Source organism: Mycolicibacterium xanthum (assembly GCF_019710635.1).
Lineage (GTDB): Bacteria > Actinomycetota > Actinomycetes > Mycobacteriales > Mycobacteriaceae > Mycobacterium > Mycobacterium xanthum.
Genome location: NZ_JAIFZS010000006.1, coordinates 20,041 through 35,509, shown reverse-complemented (window position 1 = coordinate 35,509; position 15,469 = coordinate 20,041). Strand labels below are relative to the sequence as shown.

General features: G+C 68.6%; 14 protein-coding genes, 1 tRNA gene and 1 other RNA gene. 8 read left to right on the top strand and 8 right to left on the bottom strand.

What is annotated here, in order from left to right; translation table 11 throughout:
• Positions 1-6: 6 nt before the first annotated feature.
• Positions 7-465 (bottom strand): SRPBCC family protein, encoded by a 459-nt coding sequence (locus JDV09_RS03340; protein ID WP_221367699.1) that lies wholly within the window; start codon positions 463-465, stop codon positions 7-9.
• 79 nt (positions 466-544) lie between these two features.
• Between JDV09_RS03340 and JDV09_RS03335 the strand changes: the two genes are divergently transcribed.
• From JDV09_RS03335 to JDV09_RS03325, 3 genes are read left to right on the top strand one after another with little or no spacing between them, the layout of a single operon-like run.
• Positions 545-1,936: an FAD-binding oxidoreductase gene (locus JDV09_RS03335; RefSeq protein ID WP_221367698.1), complete on the top strand. Its 1,392-nt coding sequence runs from the start codon at positions 545-547 to the stop codon at positions 1,934-1,936.
• Between the two features lie 13 nt (positions 1,937-1,949).
• Positions 1,950-3,272: a class I SAM-dependent methyltransferase gene (locus JDV09_RS03330; protein WP_221367697.1), complete on the top strand. Its 1,323-nt coding sequence runs from the start codon at positions 1,950-1,952 to the stop codon at positions 3,270-3,272.
• A 16-nt stretch (positions 3,273-3,288) separates the two neighbouring features.
• A complete protein-coding gene (locus tag JDV09_RS03325; protein WP_221367696.1) occupies positions 3,289-3,675 on the top strand; it encodes a phage holin family protein in 387 nt (128 codons plus the stop codon).
• Here JDV09_RS03325 and JDV09_RS03320 read toward each other — a convergent pair.
• From JDV09_RS03320 to ffs, 3 genes are all read right to left on the bottom strand, one after another.
• Positions 3,672-5,573: a DNA polymerase III subunits gamma/tau gene (locus JDV09_RS03320; RefSeq protein WP_221367695.1), complete on the bottom strand. Its 1,902-nt coding sequence runs from the start codon at positions 5,571-5,573 to the stop codon at positions 3,672-3,674. The genes JDV09_RS03325 and JDV09_RS03320 overlap by 4 nt on opposite strands.
• Positions 5,574-5,599: 26 nt before the next feature.
• Entirely contained in the window at positions 5,600-6,907 is a 1,308-nt protein-coding gene (locus tag JDV09_RS03315; RefSeq protein ID WP_221367694.1) for an aspartate aminotransferase type Ic, read from the bottom strand.
• Between the two features lie 32 nt (positions 6,908-6,939).
• Positions 6,940-7,034, bottom strand: an RNA gene (gene ffs, locus JDV09_RS03310) — signal recognition particle sRNA small type.
• A gap of 93 nt (positions 7,035-7,127) precedes the next feature.
• Here ffs and JDV09_RS03305 point away from each other — a divergent pair.
• The 4 genes from JDV09_RS03305 (at position 7,128) to JDV09_RS03290 (ending at position 10,253) form a co-directional block, all read left to right on the top strand.
• Positions 7,128-7,213: transfer RNA gene (locus JDV09_RS03305), tRNA-Ser, on the top strand.
• A gap of 71 nt (positions 7,214-7,284) precedes the next feature.
• A complete protein-coding gene (lucA, locus tag JDV09_RS03300) occupies positions 7,285-8,067 on the top strand; it encodes a lipid uptake coordinator LucA (protein WP_221367693.1) in 783 nt (260 codons plus the stop codon).
• A 46-nt stretch (positions 8,068-8,113) separates the two neighbouring features.
• Positions 8,114-9,133: a S1C family serine protease gene (locus JDV09_RS03295; RefSeq protein ID WP_221367692.1), complete on the top strand. Its 1,020-nt coding sequence runs from the start codon at positions 8,114-8,116 to the stop codon at positions 9,131-9,133.
• Between the two features lie 49 nt (positions 9,134-9,182).
• A complete protein-coding gene (locus JDV09_RS03290; RefSeq protein WP_221367691.1) occupies positions 9,183-10,253 on the top strand; it encodes an NAD(P)H-dependent amine dehydrogenase family protein in 1,071 nt (356 codons plus the stop codon).
• Here the strand turns inward: JDV09_RS03290 and JDV09_RS03285 are convergent.
• The 4 genes from JDV09_RS03285 to JDV09_RS03270 form a co-directional block, all read right to left on the bottom strand.
• On the bottom strand, positions 10,250-11,020 hold the full coding sequence (locus JDV09_RS03285) for a thioesterase II family protein (RefSeq protein WP_308123986.1): 771 nt from the start codon (positions 11,018-11,020) through the stop codon (positions 10,250-10,252). The two genes, JDV09_RS03290 and JDV09_RS03285, sit on opposite strands and share 4 nt — an antisense overlap.
• Positions 11,017-11,487, bottom strand: a complete 471-nt coding sequence (locus JDV09_RS03280; RefSeq protein ID WP_221367690.1) for a hypothetical protein — start codon at positions 11,485-11,487, stop codon at positions 11,017-11,019. The genes JDV09_RS03285 and JDV09_RS03280 overlap by 4 nt, the downstream gene beginning before the upstream one ends.
• Positions 11,488-11,554: 67 nt before the next feature.
• Positions 11,555-12,865, bottom strand: a complete 1,311-nt coding sequence (locus JDV09_RS03275) for an MFS transporter (RefSeq protein WP_221367689.1) — start codon at positions 12,863-12,865, stop codon at positions 11,555-11,557.
• Positions 12,866-12,935: 70 nt separating this feature from the next.
• Positions 12,936-14,444, bottom strand: a complete 1,509-nt coding sequence (locus tag JDV09_RS03270) for a xylulokinase (RefSeq protein ID WP_221367688.1) — start codon at positions 14,442-14,444, stop codon at positions 12,936-12,938.
• Between the two features lie 192 nt (positions 14,445-14,636).
• Between JDV09_RS03270 and JDV09_RS03265 the strand changes: the two genes are divergently transcribed.
• Positions 14,637-15,443, top strand: coding sequence for a DeoR/GlpR family DNA-binding transcription regulator (locus tag JDV09_RS03265; RefSeq protein WP_221367687.1), 807 nt, complete (start codon positions 14,637-14,639; stop codon positions 15,441-15,443).
• Positions 15,444-15,469 lie beyond the last annotated feature (26 nt).

The following is a 15,469-nucleotide window of genomic DNA, read 5'->3' as shown; positions in this document are numbered from 1 at the left end:
TCGGGCCTAGGTGCCCTCGATGCCCTCGGTGCCCTCCACCTCGCGCTTGAGGTTGCCCAGCACCTCCGCCTGGATCTTGCGTAAGCCGATCGGGGCGAACGCCTTCTCGAAGAAGCCGCCGATGCCACCCGCCCCGTTCCAGGAGGTCTTGACCGTCACCGACGACCCGGGTCCCGCCGGCGCGACGGTCCAGTTCGTCACCATCGACGAGTTCGCGTCCTTCTCGATGACGGTGTGTCCGGCCACCTGGACGCCGGCCTTGACGTCGCGTGAACGCGACTTGGTCGCCTGCAGCTTCCACACCGCGACGGTGCCCTCCCCCTGACCACCCTCGAGCACCTGATAGCCGCTGTAGTGCGGGGAGAGGATCTTGGGGCGCATGGCCTGGTAGTCGGCAACCGCGCCCAACACCGTCGCCGGGTCGGCGTCGATCAAAACCGTACTGGTGGCGCTGACCTGTCCCATCAGTGCACACTCCTTGTCAACCGGGGGATCCTGCCTTGGTGCGGTCGCACAGGTTGCGACCGCGGACTAGCGTATATGTGTGTCAGTTGCCTCGACCGACGCACGGTCTGCCTACGCCGACGGCGTGCGGCGGCTGCTCGCCAGCTACCGGGCCATTCCCTCCGACGCGACCGTGCGACTCGCCAAACCCACGTCCAACCTGTTCCGGGCGCGCGCCAAGAACACCGCCCCCGGCCTGGACACCTCCGGTGTGACCGGCGTCATCTCCGTCGACCCGGAGGGACGCGCCGCCGACGTGGCCGGCATGTGCACCTACGAGGACCTGGTCGCCGCCACCCTGCCCTACGGCCTGTCCCCGCTGGTGGTGCCGCAGCTGAAGACCATCACCCTGGGCGGCGCCGTCACCGGCCTCGGCATCGAATCGGCATCGTTCCGGAACGGCCTGCCGCACGAGTCGGTCCTGGAGATGGACATCCTCACCGGCACCGGCGACGTGGTGCGCGCCAGTCGCGACGAGTGTGCCGACCTCTTCGCCGCATTCCCGAACTCCTACGGCACGCTGGGCTACTCGGTGCGGCTGAAGATCGAACTGGAGCCGGTCAAACCCTTCGTCGCGCTGCGCCATCTGCGCTTTCACTCGCTGACCGCGCTGATCGCGGAGATGGACCGGATCGTCGAAACCGGTGGACTCGACGGTGCGCCGGTGGACTACCTCGACGGCGTGGTGTTCAGCGCCGACGAAAGCTACCTGTGCGTAGGGGTCCAGACCGCCACACCGGGACCGGTCAGCGACTACACCGGCCAGGACATCTACTACCGGTCCATCCGGCACGACTCCGCCGGCGAGGGCGGTGAGAAACACGATCGGCTCACCATCCACGACTACCTGTGGCGCTGGGACACCGACTGGTTCTGGTGCTCGCGCGCGTTCGGGGCGCAGAACCCGCACATCCGGCGGTGGTGGCCGCGCCGCTACCGGCGCAGCAGTTTCTACTGGAAGCTGATCGGCTACGACCAGCGATTCGACATCGCCGACCGGATCGAGAAGCACAACGGGCGCCCGCCGCGCGAGCGCGTCGTGCAGGACGTCGAGGTACCCATCGGCCGGACCGTGGAATTCCTCGACTGGTTCCTCGACAACGTGCCGATCGAACCGATCTGGCTGTGCCCGCTGCGGCTCAGGGACGACCGGGGCTGGCCCCTGTATCCCATCCGGCCGCACCACACCTACGTCAACGTCGGATTCTGGTCCTCGGTGCCCGTCGGACCGGAAGACGGGTACACCAACAAGATGATCGAACGCAGGGTCAGCGAACTCGACGGACACAAGTCGCTGTACTCGGATGCGTTCTATTCGCGCGAGGAGTTCGAGTCGCTCTACGGCGGTGAGACGTACAAGACCGTGAAGAAGGCCTACGACCCGGACTCCCGCTTCCTGGACCTTTACGCGAAGGCGGTGCAGAGGCGATGAGCGGAGGAACACCATGACCACATTTCGAGAGCACACCGGTGGGCAGGCGCAGGACGCCGACGGCAGACTCTCGCTGGCCGAGATCCTGGAGATCTTCGCCGCGGGCCGGCTGCCACTGAAGTTCACCGCCTACGACGGCAGCAGCGCAGGACCCGAGGACGCGACGCTCGGACTCGACCTGCTCACCCCGCGCGGAACCACCTACCTGGCCACCGCACCGGGCGACCTCGGGCTGGCCCGCGCCTACGTCTCCGGCGACCTCGAACCCCATGGTGTCCACCCGGGCGACCCCTACGACCTGCTGACCGCGCTCGCCGAGAAGATGGACTTCAAGCGGCCACCGGCGCGGGTGCTGGCCAGCATCATCCGGTCGATCGGAATCGAGCACCTCAAGCCGATCTCCCCGCCCCCGCAGGAGGCGCTGCCGCGCTGGCGCCGCATCGCGGAGGGCCTGCGGCACAGCAAGACCCGTGACGCGGATGCCATCCACCATCACTACGACGTGTCCAACACGTTCTACGAGTGGGTGCTCGGCCCGTCGATGACCTACACCTGCGCGTGCTACCCGCATCCCGACGCCACCCTGGAGGAGGCGCAGGAGAACAAGTACCGGCTGGTGTTCGAGAAGCTGCGGCTCAAGCCGGGCGACCGGCTCCTCGACGTGGGCTGCGGCTGGGGCGGCATGGTGCGCCACGCCGCCCGCCACGGGGTGAAGGCGATCGGGGTGACGCTGTCCAAGGAGCAGGCGGCCTGGGCGCAGAACGCGATCGACGAGGAGGGGCTGGGCGACCTCGCCGAGGTGCGCCACAGCGACTACCGCGACGTACGCGAGTCCCAGTTCGACGCGGTGTCCTCGATCGGCCTGACCGAGCACATCGGGGTGGCGAACTATCCCGCCTACTTCCGGTTCCTGAAGTCGAAGCTGCGCACCGGCGGTCTGGTGCTCAACCACTGCATCACCCGCCACGACAACCGCTCCGGCGCGGCCGCCGGCGGTTTCATCGACCGCTACGTGTTCCCGGACGGGGAGCTGACCGGTTCGGGCCGGATCATCACCGAGATCCAGGACGTCGGCATGGAGGTGGTGCACGAGGAGAACCTGCGCCACCACTACGCGATGACGTTGCGCGACTGGTGCCGCAACCTGGTCGAACACTGGGACGAGGCGGTCGCCGAGGTCGGGCTGCCCACCGCGAAGGTGTGGGGTCTGTACATGGCCGGGTCCCGGGTCGGGTTCGAGCAGAACACGATTCAGCTGCACCAGGTGCTGGCGGTCAAGCTCGACGAGCTGGGCCGCGACGGCGGGCTGCCGTTGCGGCCGTGGTGGACGGCGTAGCGGCTAGGCTCGTGGCGTGATCCGTTTTCTGCTACGCGTCGCCGTGTTCCTCGGCTCCTCGGCGATCGGACTGCTCGCCGCCTGGTTGCTGGTGCCGGGGGTGGGGGTGTCTGCGCTGGGCTTCATCGTCGCGGTGTTGATCTTCACCGTGGCCCAGGCGCTGCTGTCACCGTTCTTCCTCAAGATGGCGAACAAATACGCCTCGGCGTTCCTGGGCGGGATCGGGCTGGTGTCGACGTTCGTCGCGCTGCTGCTCGCCTCGCTGCTGTCCAACGGGTTGACCATCAACGGGATCGGCTCGTGGATCGGGGCCACCGTGGTGGTCTGGCTGGTGACCGCGTTGGCGACGCTGGTATTGCCGATGCTGGTGCTCAAGGAGAAGAAGAAGGACGCCGCGTCCTAACCGCCGTCGATTCGGCGCGCGCCCAGTTCGTTCTGGAGGAGCTCGAGTGCCGCCTCCTCCGGATCGCGCCGTGGCGCGGCGTCGACGGTGCCGGCCTCGGCGAGCATGCTCTCCTCGTCATCCTCGGGTTCGGGCTCGGGGTCTGGGGCGGCCGGGGCGGGCCCGGGTGCGGCGGCCCTGGGTGCGGTCGGCGCCGCGCCGGTCTCGCACCGGATCGTCCAGTTGACGCCGAGGGCATCCTTGAGGGCTTCCCGGATCACATCGGCGTTGCGCTGCTCAGACAGCCGCTTGGCCAGCGGCGCCGACTCGTGGCTGAGGATCAGGGTGTCGCCGTCGACCGCACGCACGATCGCGCCGGCCAACATCACCTCGGTGGTGCGGCTGCGTTCGCGGACCTTTTCCCGCACCGTCGTCCACATGCTGCGCACCGCGGCCGCGCTCGGTTCACCGGCAGGTGGTGCGGCATGGGCCGCCGGAGGCCGGGCCGGCGCACGTTCGGGGGGCGGGGGTCCGCTGCGCGACGGCGCTGCGGGCTCGGGCGGAGGCGGTGCCGCTTCAGGTGGCGCGGTGCGTGGCGGTGCCGCTTCAGGTGGCGCGGTGCGTGGCGGTGCCGCCTGCTCAGCCGCACGCGGCGCTGCGGCGGCGGCCGGCACTTCCGACGGCTCCTCTGCGGTTCTGGTCTTGCGCACGTACTGCTTGGGCGGTGCCATATCGGCGGGGACCTCGTCGCCGGCCGGGATGGACATCTCGAGTCGCTTCTCGATGCGCTCGACCCGCTGCAACAGCGCGGCCTCGGTGTCACTGGCCGACGGCAGCAGCAACCGGGCACACACCACCTCGAGCAGCAGCCGCGGGGCCGTCGCCCCGCGCATCTCGCCCAGCCCGTTGTGCACCACCTCGGCGTAGCGGGTCAACGTAGCGGCGCCGAGCCGGGCAGCCTGGTCCCGCATGCGTTCCAACACGTCCTCGGGGCCGTCGACGACCCCGCGCGCCACCGCGTCGGGGACCGCCTGCAGCACGATCAGGTCACGGAACCGCTCGAGCAGGTCGGTGGCGAACCGGCGCGGATCGTGACCGGCGTCGATCACGCCCTCGATGGCCCCGAACAGCGCTGCCGAGTCACCGGCGGCCAGTGCGTCGATCGCGTCGTCGATCAGGGCGACGTCGGTCGCGCCGAGCAACGCGAGCGCACGCTGATAGGCCACCCGGTTGCCCTCGGCCCCGGCCAACAGCTGATCCAGCACGCTCAGCGTGTCGCGGGGAGATCCACCGCCGGCCCGGATCACCAGCGGATAGACCGCGTCGTCGACGTCGGCGTCCTCGGCCGCGATGATCTTCTCGACCAGGGCCCGCATGGTGCGCGGGGGCAGCAGCCGGAACGGGTAGTGGTGGGTGCGTGACCGGATGGTGGGCAGCACCTTCTCCGGCTCGGTGGTCGCGAACACGAATATCAGATGTTCCGGCGGCTCCTCGACGATCTTCAGCAGCGCATTGAAACCGGCCGTGGTGACCATGTGCGCTTCGTCGATGATGAAGATGCGGTAGCGGGACTGGGCCGGTGCGTAGAACGCACGGTCGCGCAGTTCCCGGGTGTCGTCGACGCCGCCGTGGCTGGCCGCGTCCATCTCGACGACGTCGACGTTGCCCGGGCCGTTCGGCGCCAGCGCGACGCAGGAGTCGCAGACCCCACACGGTGTGGCGGTCGGGCCCTGCACACAGTTCAGCGAGCGGGCCAGGATCCGGGCCGACGACGTCTTACCGCAGCCCCGCGGCCCCGAGAACAGGTAGGCGTGGTTGATCCGGCCGGAGTCCAGCGCGGTGGAAAGCGGCTCGGTGACATGTTCCTGGCCGACGACCTCAGCGAACGTCGCCGGGCGGTACTTGCGGTAGAGAGCCACCCAAGCAGGCTACTCAGTCGGTCCGACTACTCGCCGGGCAGCGCCGAGAGCAGCCGCTCGGTCGCCGAGTAGAGCGCGCAGGTCGCCAGACCGTCGATGGCCTCACGAAGATCGGACGTTGAGGGGAACGTCGGCGCGATGCGGATGTTCTTGTCCTCCGGGTCATTTCGGTAGGGGAACGACGCCCCTGCCTCGGTGACCGCGATCCCGGCGTCCTTGGCGAGTGCCACTGTCCGCTTGGCGGTCCCGGGCAGCACGTCCAGGCTGACGAAGTAGCCGCCCTTGGGTTCGGTCCAGGACGCGATCTTGGAGTCGGCCAGCCGGTCCTCGAGGATCTCCAGTACCAAAGCGAACTTCGGCGCCAGCAGCTCCTGGTGGCGGCGCATGTGCAGCCGCACACCGTCGGCGTCGCCGAAGAACCGCAGGTGCCGCAGCTGGTTCACCTTGTCCGGCCCGATCGACTTCTTGCCGGCGTGCTGCAGGTACCAGGCGATGTTGCCCAGCGATCCACCCAGGAAGCTCACGCCGGCACCGGCGAAGGTGATCTTCGACGTCGAGGCGAACACCAACGGCCGGTTCGGGTGGTTGGCCGCAGCCGCGAGGCCCAGCACGTCGACCTGCCTGACGAACTCGTGGGTCAGTGTGTGCACCGCGTAGGCGTTGTCCCACATCAGCCGGAAATCGGTTGCCGCGGTGACCATCTGGACCAGTCGCCGGACGGTCTCCCAGGAGTAGGTGGTGCCGGTGGGGTTGGAGAACACCGGCACACACCACATGCCCTTGATGGCCGGGTCCGCGGCCACCAGCTCCTCGACGAGGTCGACGTCGGGCCCGTCCTCGAGCATCGGCACGGCGATCATCTCGATGCCGAGGCTCTCGGTGATCGCGAAGTGCCTGTCGTAGCCCGGTGCAGGACAGAGGAACTTCACACCGGTGCCGTCGCGGAGCTCGTCCACCCACGGCCGCGGCGAGTCGACGCCGCCGTGCAGCATCGAGTACACGACGACGTCGTGCATCAGCTCCAGGCTGGCGTTGTTGCCCGCGATCAGGTTGGGCACCGGGATGCCCAGCAGCTCGCTGAAGATCGCACGCAGCTCCGGCAGGCCGTGCAGGCCGCCGTAGTTGCGGGTGTCGGTGCCCTCACCGTCACGGAACGAGTCCGCACCGGTTCCCGGCAGGCCGAGAAGAGCGTTGGACAGGTCCAGCTGGGCCGGCGACGGTTTCCCGCGGGTCAGGTCCAGCCGAAGACCCTTGGCCTGCAACTCGGCGTAGTTACGCCGCTGCTGTTCATGCTCTTCTACCAGTTCGGCACGGCCCAGCGACTGAAACGACACCGCGCGCCTTTCACCGTGTGGATCTCGGACGAGTTGGGGGACCCCGCGCACCCGCCAGAGCCCGTTGACCCTTGCTGCCTTCCGGCCCTGGGGGAGTTCACAGGATGGACGCCGCGCGGGGTCCACAGGCGAGTCTATAACCCACCCACCGACCATCCGCCGCCGAGGAGCACCGAGCGGATTTGTGGGCCGGGGAGCCTGGTCGGCTACCATGGCCCGCGGAGGATTCGCCTAGTGGCCTATGGCGCTCGCCTGGAACGCGGGTTGGGTTAACAGCCCTCGCGGGTTCAAATCCCGCATCCTCCGCACTCAGCCCGGGCTGCGGCCGGTCGGCGCACCGTTCGGCCGCATCCCGGGCACCACGATCGAGGAGGGGTATGGGCCGCACCGTCGCGGTGGTCTGGCACGCGTCATTCTCCCTCGCCGCCGGTGTTCTGTACTTCTTCTTCGCCCTCCCCCGTACCCCAGAGCTGCTGGGCCAGACCTCCCACCCGCTGGGCACCGCACTGCGCATCGTGACCGGTGCGTTGATCGGGCTGGCCGCGCTGCCGGTGGTGTTCACGCTGGTCCGGACCCGCCGGCCCGAGTTCGGCACCCCGCAGCTGGCGCTGAACCTGCGCACGTCATCGATCGTGCTGCACGTGCTCGCCGGTGCGCTGATCATCGGCACCGCGATCAGCGAGATCTGGCTGTCACTCAACGACGCCGGGCAGTGGCTGTTCGGGATCTACGGTGGCGCGGCCGCGATCGCGGCGCTGGGCGTGTCCGCGTTCTATCTGGCGTTCATCGCCGAACTGCCGCCGCCCCCGCCCAAGCCGGTGAAGGTCAAGCAGCGTGCGACGCGACGCGGTCACACCGGCGACGCCGACCAGGCCGAGCCGGCCGACGAGGACACCGCGGCCAACGCAGCCGACGCAGCCGACGCAGCCGACGACGAAGCTGCGGAATCCGAAGCCGAAGTTGTCGCCGAATCCGCACCGGCAACCGATACTGATCGGGATGCCGATGACGACACCACCGCCGACACCAGCGGAGACGATGCAGACAACGACTCCCCCGAACCGTCCGACGGCAAACTCCAGAACCGCCATCCGGCCGGCAAGGGATCGGTACTCGGACGGCGGAAGCGGATCCGTGGCGGCGTCGCTGTCGAGGACTGATCGGCGGGGGCCACGTCGACAGCGGCCCGAGCCAACGCCACTATTGATGGGTATGGGCCCGTTTCCCCCGCTGCGGCTTGCGCTGATCGCGCTGGCGACGATCTTTGCGCTCGTCGCCCCGGCCGCACCCGCAGCCGCCGCGCCCGGCGACCCGATCGAGGCGGCCGCGGCGGCCGAACCCGCGGTGGTGCGCATCGACACCACCGTCGACTACCAGGGCGTCATCGGGGTGGGCACCGGCACCGTGCTGGACCCGGGCGGACAGGTGCTGACCAACTTCCACGTCGTACAGGGCGCCGACCGGATCACCGGCACCGTCGCGGGCCAGACCTTCCCGGCGTTCCTGGTCGGCTACAACCGCGACCGCGACGTCGCCATCATCCAGCTGGCCGGCGCCGCCGGGCTGCCGGTGGCGGCGATCGGGGACTCCAACGCGCTTGTCCCGGGTGAACCGGTGGTGGCACTGGGCAACGCGATGGGTACCGACGCCCCGCTGACCCGGGAGGTCGGGACGGTGACCGGGTTCGGGCGAACGGTCACCGCCGAAGACACCCTGACCGGCAGCTCCGACGAGTTGACCGGCCTCATCGAGTTCGCCGCCCCGGTGCGCGCCGGCGACTCCGGAGGGCCGTTGGTCAACGGTGCCGGGCAGGTCGTGGGCATCACCACGGCGGCATCGGTGAACTTCCGGATGGGACCCGGCGGCAAGGGTTTCGCCATCCCGATCAACGACGTGATGGGTGTGGCGGGACAGATCCAGGCGGGCGTCCCCTCCGACACGGTGCACATCGGCCCACCGGTGCTCCTCGGCGTCGGCGTGCGCACCACCACGCGCGACGAGTCCGGCGTGCTGATCCAGGACGTCATGGTCGGGGGCCCGGCCGACCTGGCCGGGCTGGTTGCCGGCGACGTGCTGCTCGTCCTCGACGGCGTCTCGCTGGACTCGACCGACAGGCTGACCTCGGTGCTGGACCGGCACTATCCCGGTGATGTGCTCGACATGACCTGGATCGACGTCGGTGGGCAGACCCGCACCGGCAAGGCGGTGCTGACCCCCACCCCGTGAATCGGCGGAAACACCGGGGCAGCGGGTCGGTGAACCCTATGCTGAGCGAGTGCCCAACAATGCGCCTTACCGGGTCGTCCAGTGGACGACGGGAAACGTCGGCAAGAGCTCGGTCGCCGCGATAGCCAAGAACCCGACCCTGGAGCTGGTCGGCTGCTATGCCTGGTCCGCCGACAAGGTCGGTCGCGACGTCGGCGAGCTCGTCGGCATCGAACCCCTGGGGGTGACCGCCACAGACGACGTCGACGCCCTGCTGGCGCTGAAGCCCGACGCGGTGGTCTACAACCCGATGTGGATCGACGTCGACGAGCTGGTCCGGATCCTCGAGGCCGGTGTCAACGTGGTGGCGTCGGCCTCGTTCATCACCGGGCACAATCTGGGCGAGGGCCGGGACAGGCTCGTCGACGCGTGCACCCGCGGCGGATCCACGCTGTTCGGCTCGGGCGTCAGCCCCGGTTTCGCCGAGCTGCTCGCGATCGTGGCGGGCACCGCGTGCGACCGCATCGACAAGGTCACGATCGCCGAGTCGGCGGATACGACCCTCTACGACTCGCCGGACACCGAGCGGCCCGTCGGATTCGGCACCGCGATCGACGACCCGAACCTCGCGCCGATGGCGGCGAAGGGCACCGCCGTGTTCGCCGAGGCCGTGCAGCTGGTCGCAGACGCCCTCGGCGTCGAACTCGACGAGATCACCTGCGTGGCCGAATACGCCCAGACGACCGAGGACCTTCCGATGGCGTCGTGGACCATCCCGGCGGGACACGTCGCCGGGGTTTTCGCCAGCTGGCAGGGTATCGCCGACGGCAAGACCGTCATCGACATCAACGTGCGGTGGAAGAAGGGCCAAACCCTGCAGCCGGACTGGCAGCTCGACGGCGACGGCTGGAAGATCACCATCGACGGCAGGCCGACGGTCAACATGTCCGTCGGCTTCCTGCCGCCACAGGACATGATCGAGAACGCCAAGACGATCGAGGACTTCTTCGTGCTCGGACACATCATGACGGCGCTGCCGCCGATCCACGCGATACCGGCCGTCGTCGCGGCGGCGCCGGGCATCGCGACGTACGTCGACCTGCCGCTGCCGGTGCCCCGCGGCGTGGTGCCGACCGGCTAACCCGGCTCGGTGTCGCGCAGCACCTGCGCGACCACCCCGACCACCCGCTGCGGCTGCTTCTCGAGATAGAAGTGGCCCCCCACGAAGGTGTGCACCTCACCGCCACCGGACGTGTGCTGCAGCCAGGCGGCCGCGTCGGCGACGCTGGCCTTCGGGTCGTCGGTCGCGGTCATCACGACGATCGGCGCGTCGATCACAACATCGGGGGCGCAGCGGAAGGCCTGCATCGCCCGGTAGTCGTTGCGGAATGCGGGCAGGAAGGTCGCCCGCAGTTCGGGATCGTTCAACACCCGCGGGTCGGTGCCTCCGAGGTCGCGCATCACCCCGATGAGATCGGGGTCGGTCCCGGCGACGCGGTCGTCGCCGCCGTGGCGGCTGGGCGCCCGGGAACCCGAGGCGAACACCACGAGGGGCCGGCGGCCGGCCAGCGTCTCGAGGCGGCGGGCGACCTCGAACGCGAGGACCGCACCCATGCTGTGGCCGAAGAACGCCACCTGCGCGTCGGCCAGCGCGCCGAGCTCGGCGAACACCTGATCGGCGAGCTCGCCGATGGATTCGACCAGCGGTTCACCGTGCCGGTCCTGACGGCCCGGGTACTGCACCACGAAGACGTCGAACTCCGGCGACAGCGCCGTCGCCATCGGAAAGTAGTAACTGGCCGACCCGCCGGCGTGCGGGAAGCACAGCAGCTTGATGCGGGCGGTCGGCGCGGGATGGAAGTTGCGGATCCAACGGCTGCGCTCGGCCGGTGCGGGCGGTGATGTCACTGCGGCGGCTGCCCCTCGAACACTCGCAGCACATTGGCCTGCAGCTGGGCCCCCGGCGGCCCCTCGACGGTGACATCCTTGAGGATCTCGGCCCTCTGACCCTCGACGGTGAACCGGCCCGGCTGAGGCTCGCGTCCGCCGACCACCTCGTATTCGACAGTGAACGGTTTTTCCGGGAACGGGTGCAGGCCAACGTAATTCGGGTCGATAGTGTAGGTGTAGACGCAGGCACCCTCGGGATCGCAGTTCGTGGCGGTGACGACCACACCGATGAGGAACTCCTTGGCGGTCGGCACCGACGGCGGGGGTGGCTGCGGAGGCGTGCGTACCGGCGCCTCGGCCTGCTGGCCGGGCCCGCTGAGGATCACGAACGCCGCGAGCCCGATGCCGCTGGCCAGCATCCCGATGATCGCCAGCGCCGCGAGCAGCTTTCGGATGGTCGTCCAGCCCGGCCGTGAGATCGACATGCACAGCAGGGTAGCGGCACCACCGGCCCCGCCGAACCATCGGCGGGGCCGGTAACAGCCTCGACCGTCAGTGAAGCCGGGCGGCCTGCGCCTCGGCGACCGGGTCCGCTTCGGCCGTCGACTGGCCGGTGCGGCGATCGAAGATGGTGGTCAGGATCGCGGCGAACGCATACATGCCCACGAAGATCCAGATCACCCCCGCCTCGCCGACCCGATCGATGAAGAGGGTGACGATGATCGGTCCGACCGCCACCGATGCGCCCATGCCGATGTTGTAGGCCGACATCACCGCCCCGGGGTGGCTCGGTTCCAGCGACGCCGTGATCGCCGACAGCGGAACGAATCCCGCGAGGCTGATTCCGAACGCCATACCCGCCAGCACGGCGAGCCCGTAGGAACCGGTCCAGGCCGGCAGATAGTAGAGCGCCAGCAGGCTGGCACCGGAGCCGACCGCACCGAACCAGCGCACGGTCTGAACCCACCCGAGACGGTCGCCGACCATGCCGAACACAACGTTGAACGGGATGTTGGCCGCGTAGATGATCGTGGTCAGCAGCAGCCACTTCGCCAGCCCGAAACCGAACTGCTCGGCGAACAGCGCCGGGAAGAACACGAACGACCCGTACTGGGGTGCGGTGTTGATCATCCGGATCACCGCGGCCGACAGCACCCGCGGGCGGGTGGCGATCAGCTTCAGCCCGGTGGCCAGCACGGTGAAGGGCGGTTCGTCACCGACGGCCAGTCGCGACCGCCCGGTGGGTTCCTTGACGCCCAGCAGCGCGATCAGCCCGCCCACGATCACCATGCCCATCGACAGCCAGAGCGTGTTGTACTCGCCGATCAGCGGAATCGAGCCGTTGGCCACCAGCGCACCGAGGGTCGGCAGCCCGGCGGTGAACATCACGTAGAACCACCCGATGGCGGTGGCCAGCCGGCGCCGGTTCGCCACCGCGGCGATCCACACCAGGAAGCCGAACGCGAACAGTGGATAGCCGACGCCGCGCAAGGCATACGAGATGAACATGACCGTCTCGTTGTTGCCGGCTACACCCGCCGTCAGGAAAACCACCTCGAACGTCACCCACGCGACGAACCCGATCGCCATGACGCGACGGGGTCCCCACAGGTCCGACAGCGCGGCCGACAGCCAGGCGGCGATCGCGACCACGATGCCGTACAAACTGACCAGCGCGGCCACCCGCGAGGTGTCCAGTCCGTTGTTGTCCCGCAGGAACGGCGCGATGTAGTTGGATTCGACGCCGTCGCCGATCATGAAGAACAGGAGGCCGAGATAGCCGAGGGCCAGGCTCCTGGGCAGGCCGAGCCGGTCCCATATCGAGGCCTTTACAGACACGGCGAAGTCCGCAGTCTGGGTCATGACAGTGCTCCCTTTCGAGGAATGGGTGAACGAGGACACCGCGTCGGCGCGGTGGGTCTTGTGGGGCCGCTCAGGTGAGGTCGCTGAGGGCGTGCAACGCCGGCCGGAGGCTCTGGTAGAGGCCTCGGTACACGGGCCAGAACGTGTCGTAGCGGGCACCGGTTTCGGCGTTCGGCGCCACGGTGGATCCGTAGCGGACCATCGCCTTGGCCGCAGCCTCCATCGACGGCTGCAGTCCGGCGGCGACGACGCCGATCATCGCCGCACCGAGTGCCGTGGTCTCCTGTTCGGAGCACAGCGTGAGCGGGCGCTGCAGGATGTCGGCCACCATCTGCACCCACAGCGAGCTCCGTGAGCCGCCACCGGTCACATACACCTGGCGCAGCGGAGCGCCGACGGCTTCCAGGCCGGCCACCTCGAGCTTGATCTCGAACGCGATGCCCTCCAGGATCGCGCGATAGATGTGGCCGCGGCCGTGTCGCCCGGTCAGCCCAACCAGCGCACCGCGGGCGCGGGAATCCCAGTACGGTGTCTGCGCCGCGTTCCAATACGGCAGGGCCAGTAGGCCTTCCGAGCCCGGCGGCAGCTCAGCCGCTATCCTTTCGGCGTCGGCGCCGCCCTCCTCGGTCCCGCCGAACTCCTCGCGGAACCAGTTCACCAGATAGGTGCCCGATGACGTGAATGCTTCCAGCAGGTAGCCACTGCCGTTGGCCCCGGCGACCGTCCGGTACGCCCGGTCCCAGCTGTAGCTTTCGCTGGCGCGCCCGCAAACCACCGCGGTGCCCATGTTCAGGTACAACGCACCCGCCTCGTGGACACCGGCGCCGACGGCGGCGCACTGACCGTCACCAGCACCGGCGACCAGCGGGGTGCCCGCAGCCAAGCCGGTTTCGCGCGCTGCTGCGGCGGTGATCGCCCCCACCACTGTTCCCGGCGCAACCACGGTCGGCAGCACCCGTTCGTCCACGCCTGTCAACGCCAGCAGCTCCGGCGACCACTCCAGCTCGGCCATGTCGAACAGCCCCATCGAGTCGGCACTGGCCTGACTGGAGATCCACCGCCCACACAACCGCATGTTCAGAAAGGCACTGACGTCCCCGATGTGGCGTGCATGTGCCATCGCGTCGCGCTCGTTGCGGATCAGCCACGCCAGCTTGTAGATCGACGGCGTGTTGTCCGGCGGCCGGCCGGACACCGCATGGACGTGTTCGCAGCCCAGTTCGGCCACCAGATCGCGGGCGCGGGTGTCCATCCACACGATGCCCGGGTATACCGCTCGACCATTCCGGTCGAGGCTGACGAAGGTCTCTCGCTGAGTCGTGACGCACACCGCCGCCACACGCCCCGCATCGACGGTGGCAAGTGCGGCGCGGAGTGCCTCACAGGTCGCCGACCACCAGTTCTCCGGATCCTGCTCGTGTCGCCCCGGGCCGGGCTGCATGGTGCGGATGGCGCTACGCCCGGAGGACAGCGCCTGTCCCTGTGCATCGAACACGACCGCCTTGCTCGCCGTGGTGGAGCAGTCCACCGCCACGACGAGGTCGCCCGACGTACCTGGCGCTGGTGTGTGTTCGCCCATGCTGAGGCTCCTCTTCCGATGGGCGACAGCCGGTTTCACTAGCTGCCGCCCTGCCGTCGCCCCTGGGATCGGGGTCTGGCCGCTATGGCTTGTATCACATCTACATCTAACATATGCAACATGTCAAGTGTTGAGTTTGTCAGTTATCTCCGTTACCTTTGTGATGTTGGTTGATGAGTTTGAGGAGCGACGATGGCGGAGTTGCCACTTCGGCGGCGTGAACGAATCGCGCGGTACATCCAGGAGGTCGGTGCCGCACGCACCGAGGACCTGGCCGAACGCTTCGAGGTCAGCGCGATGACGATCCACCGTGATCTGGATGCGCTCGAGGCCGAGGGCTGGCTGGAACGCACCCGAGGTGGCGCACGCACTGGTGGTCTGCGACTGCATGAGCGCAATGTGGTGCTGCGGATGCGACAGCAGGTCGCCCAGAAGCGTGCGCTCGCCCGGGCCGCGCTCGGCCATCTGGACCCCGGCTCGACGCTGGCCCTCGACGACTCGACGACGACGCTGGCGCTGTTGCCCCATCTGGCCGCACTGAAACCCATGACACTGATCACGAACTTCCTGCCCGCGATCCGCTATGCCACCGACGACCCCGACATCGACCTGTTCGGGCTCGGAGGTCAGTACGATCGCAGCCTCGACTCGTTCGACGGCCCTGCGGTCATCGACCAGTTGCAGCTGCTGTCCGCCGATGCCGTCGTGATGTCGGTTGCGTCCGTGCACAAGCAGTGGCTCCTGCACCCATCAGCTGAGACCGCCAGGCGCAAAAGAGCTTTCATCGAGAGCGGGGTCAAGCGCATCCTGCTGGTCGATTCCACCAAGTTCGCGCACCGGGCCTCACACCGGCTCGGGGAGATCGACCTGTTCGACCTCGTCATCGTCGATGACGCCGTCGGCGAAGAGCACATCGAATTTCTTCGCAAGCGCGGCGTCAGTGTCGAGATCGCCAGTGTGACAACCGAAGACATCACTGCAGACAGTCAACTCGTCTAGCGAAACCCCTCCGGGCCGATGACCCG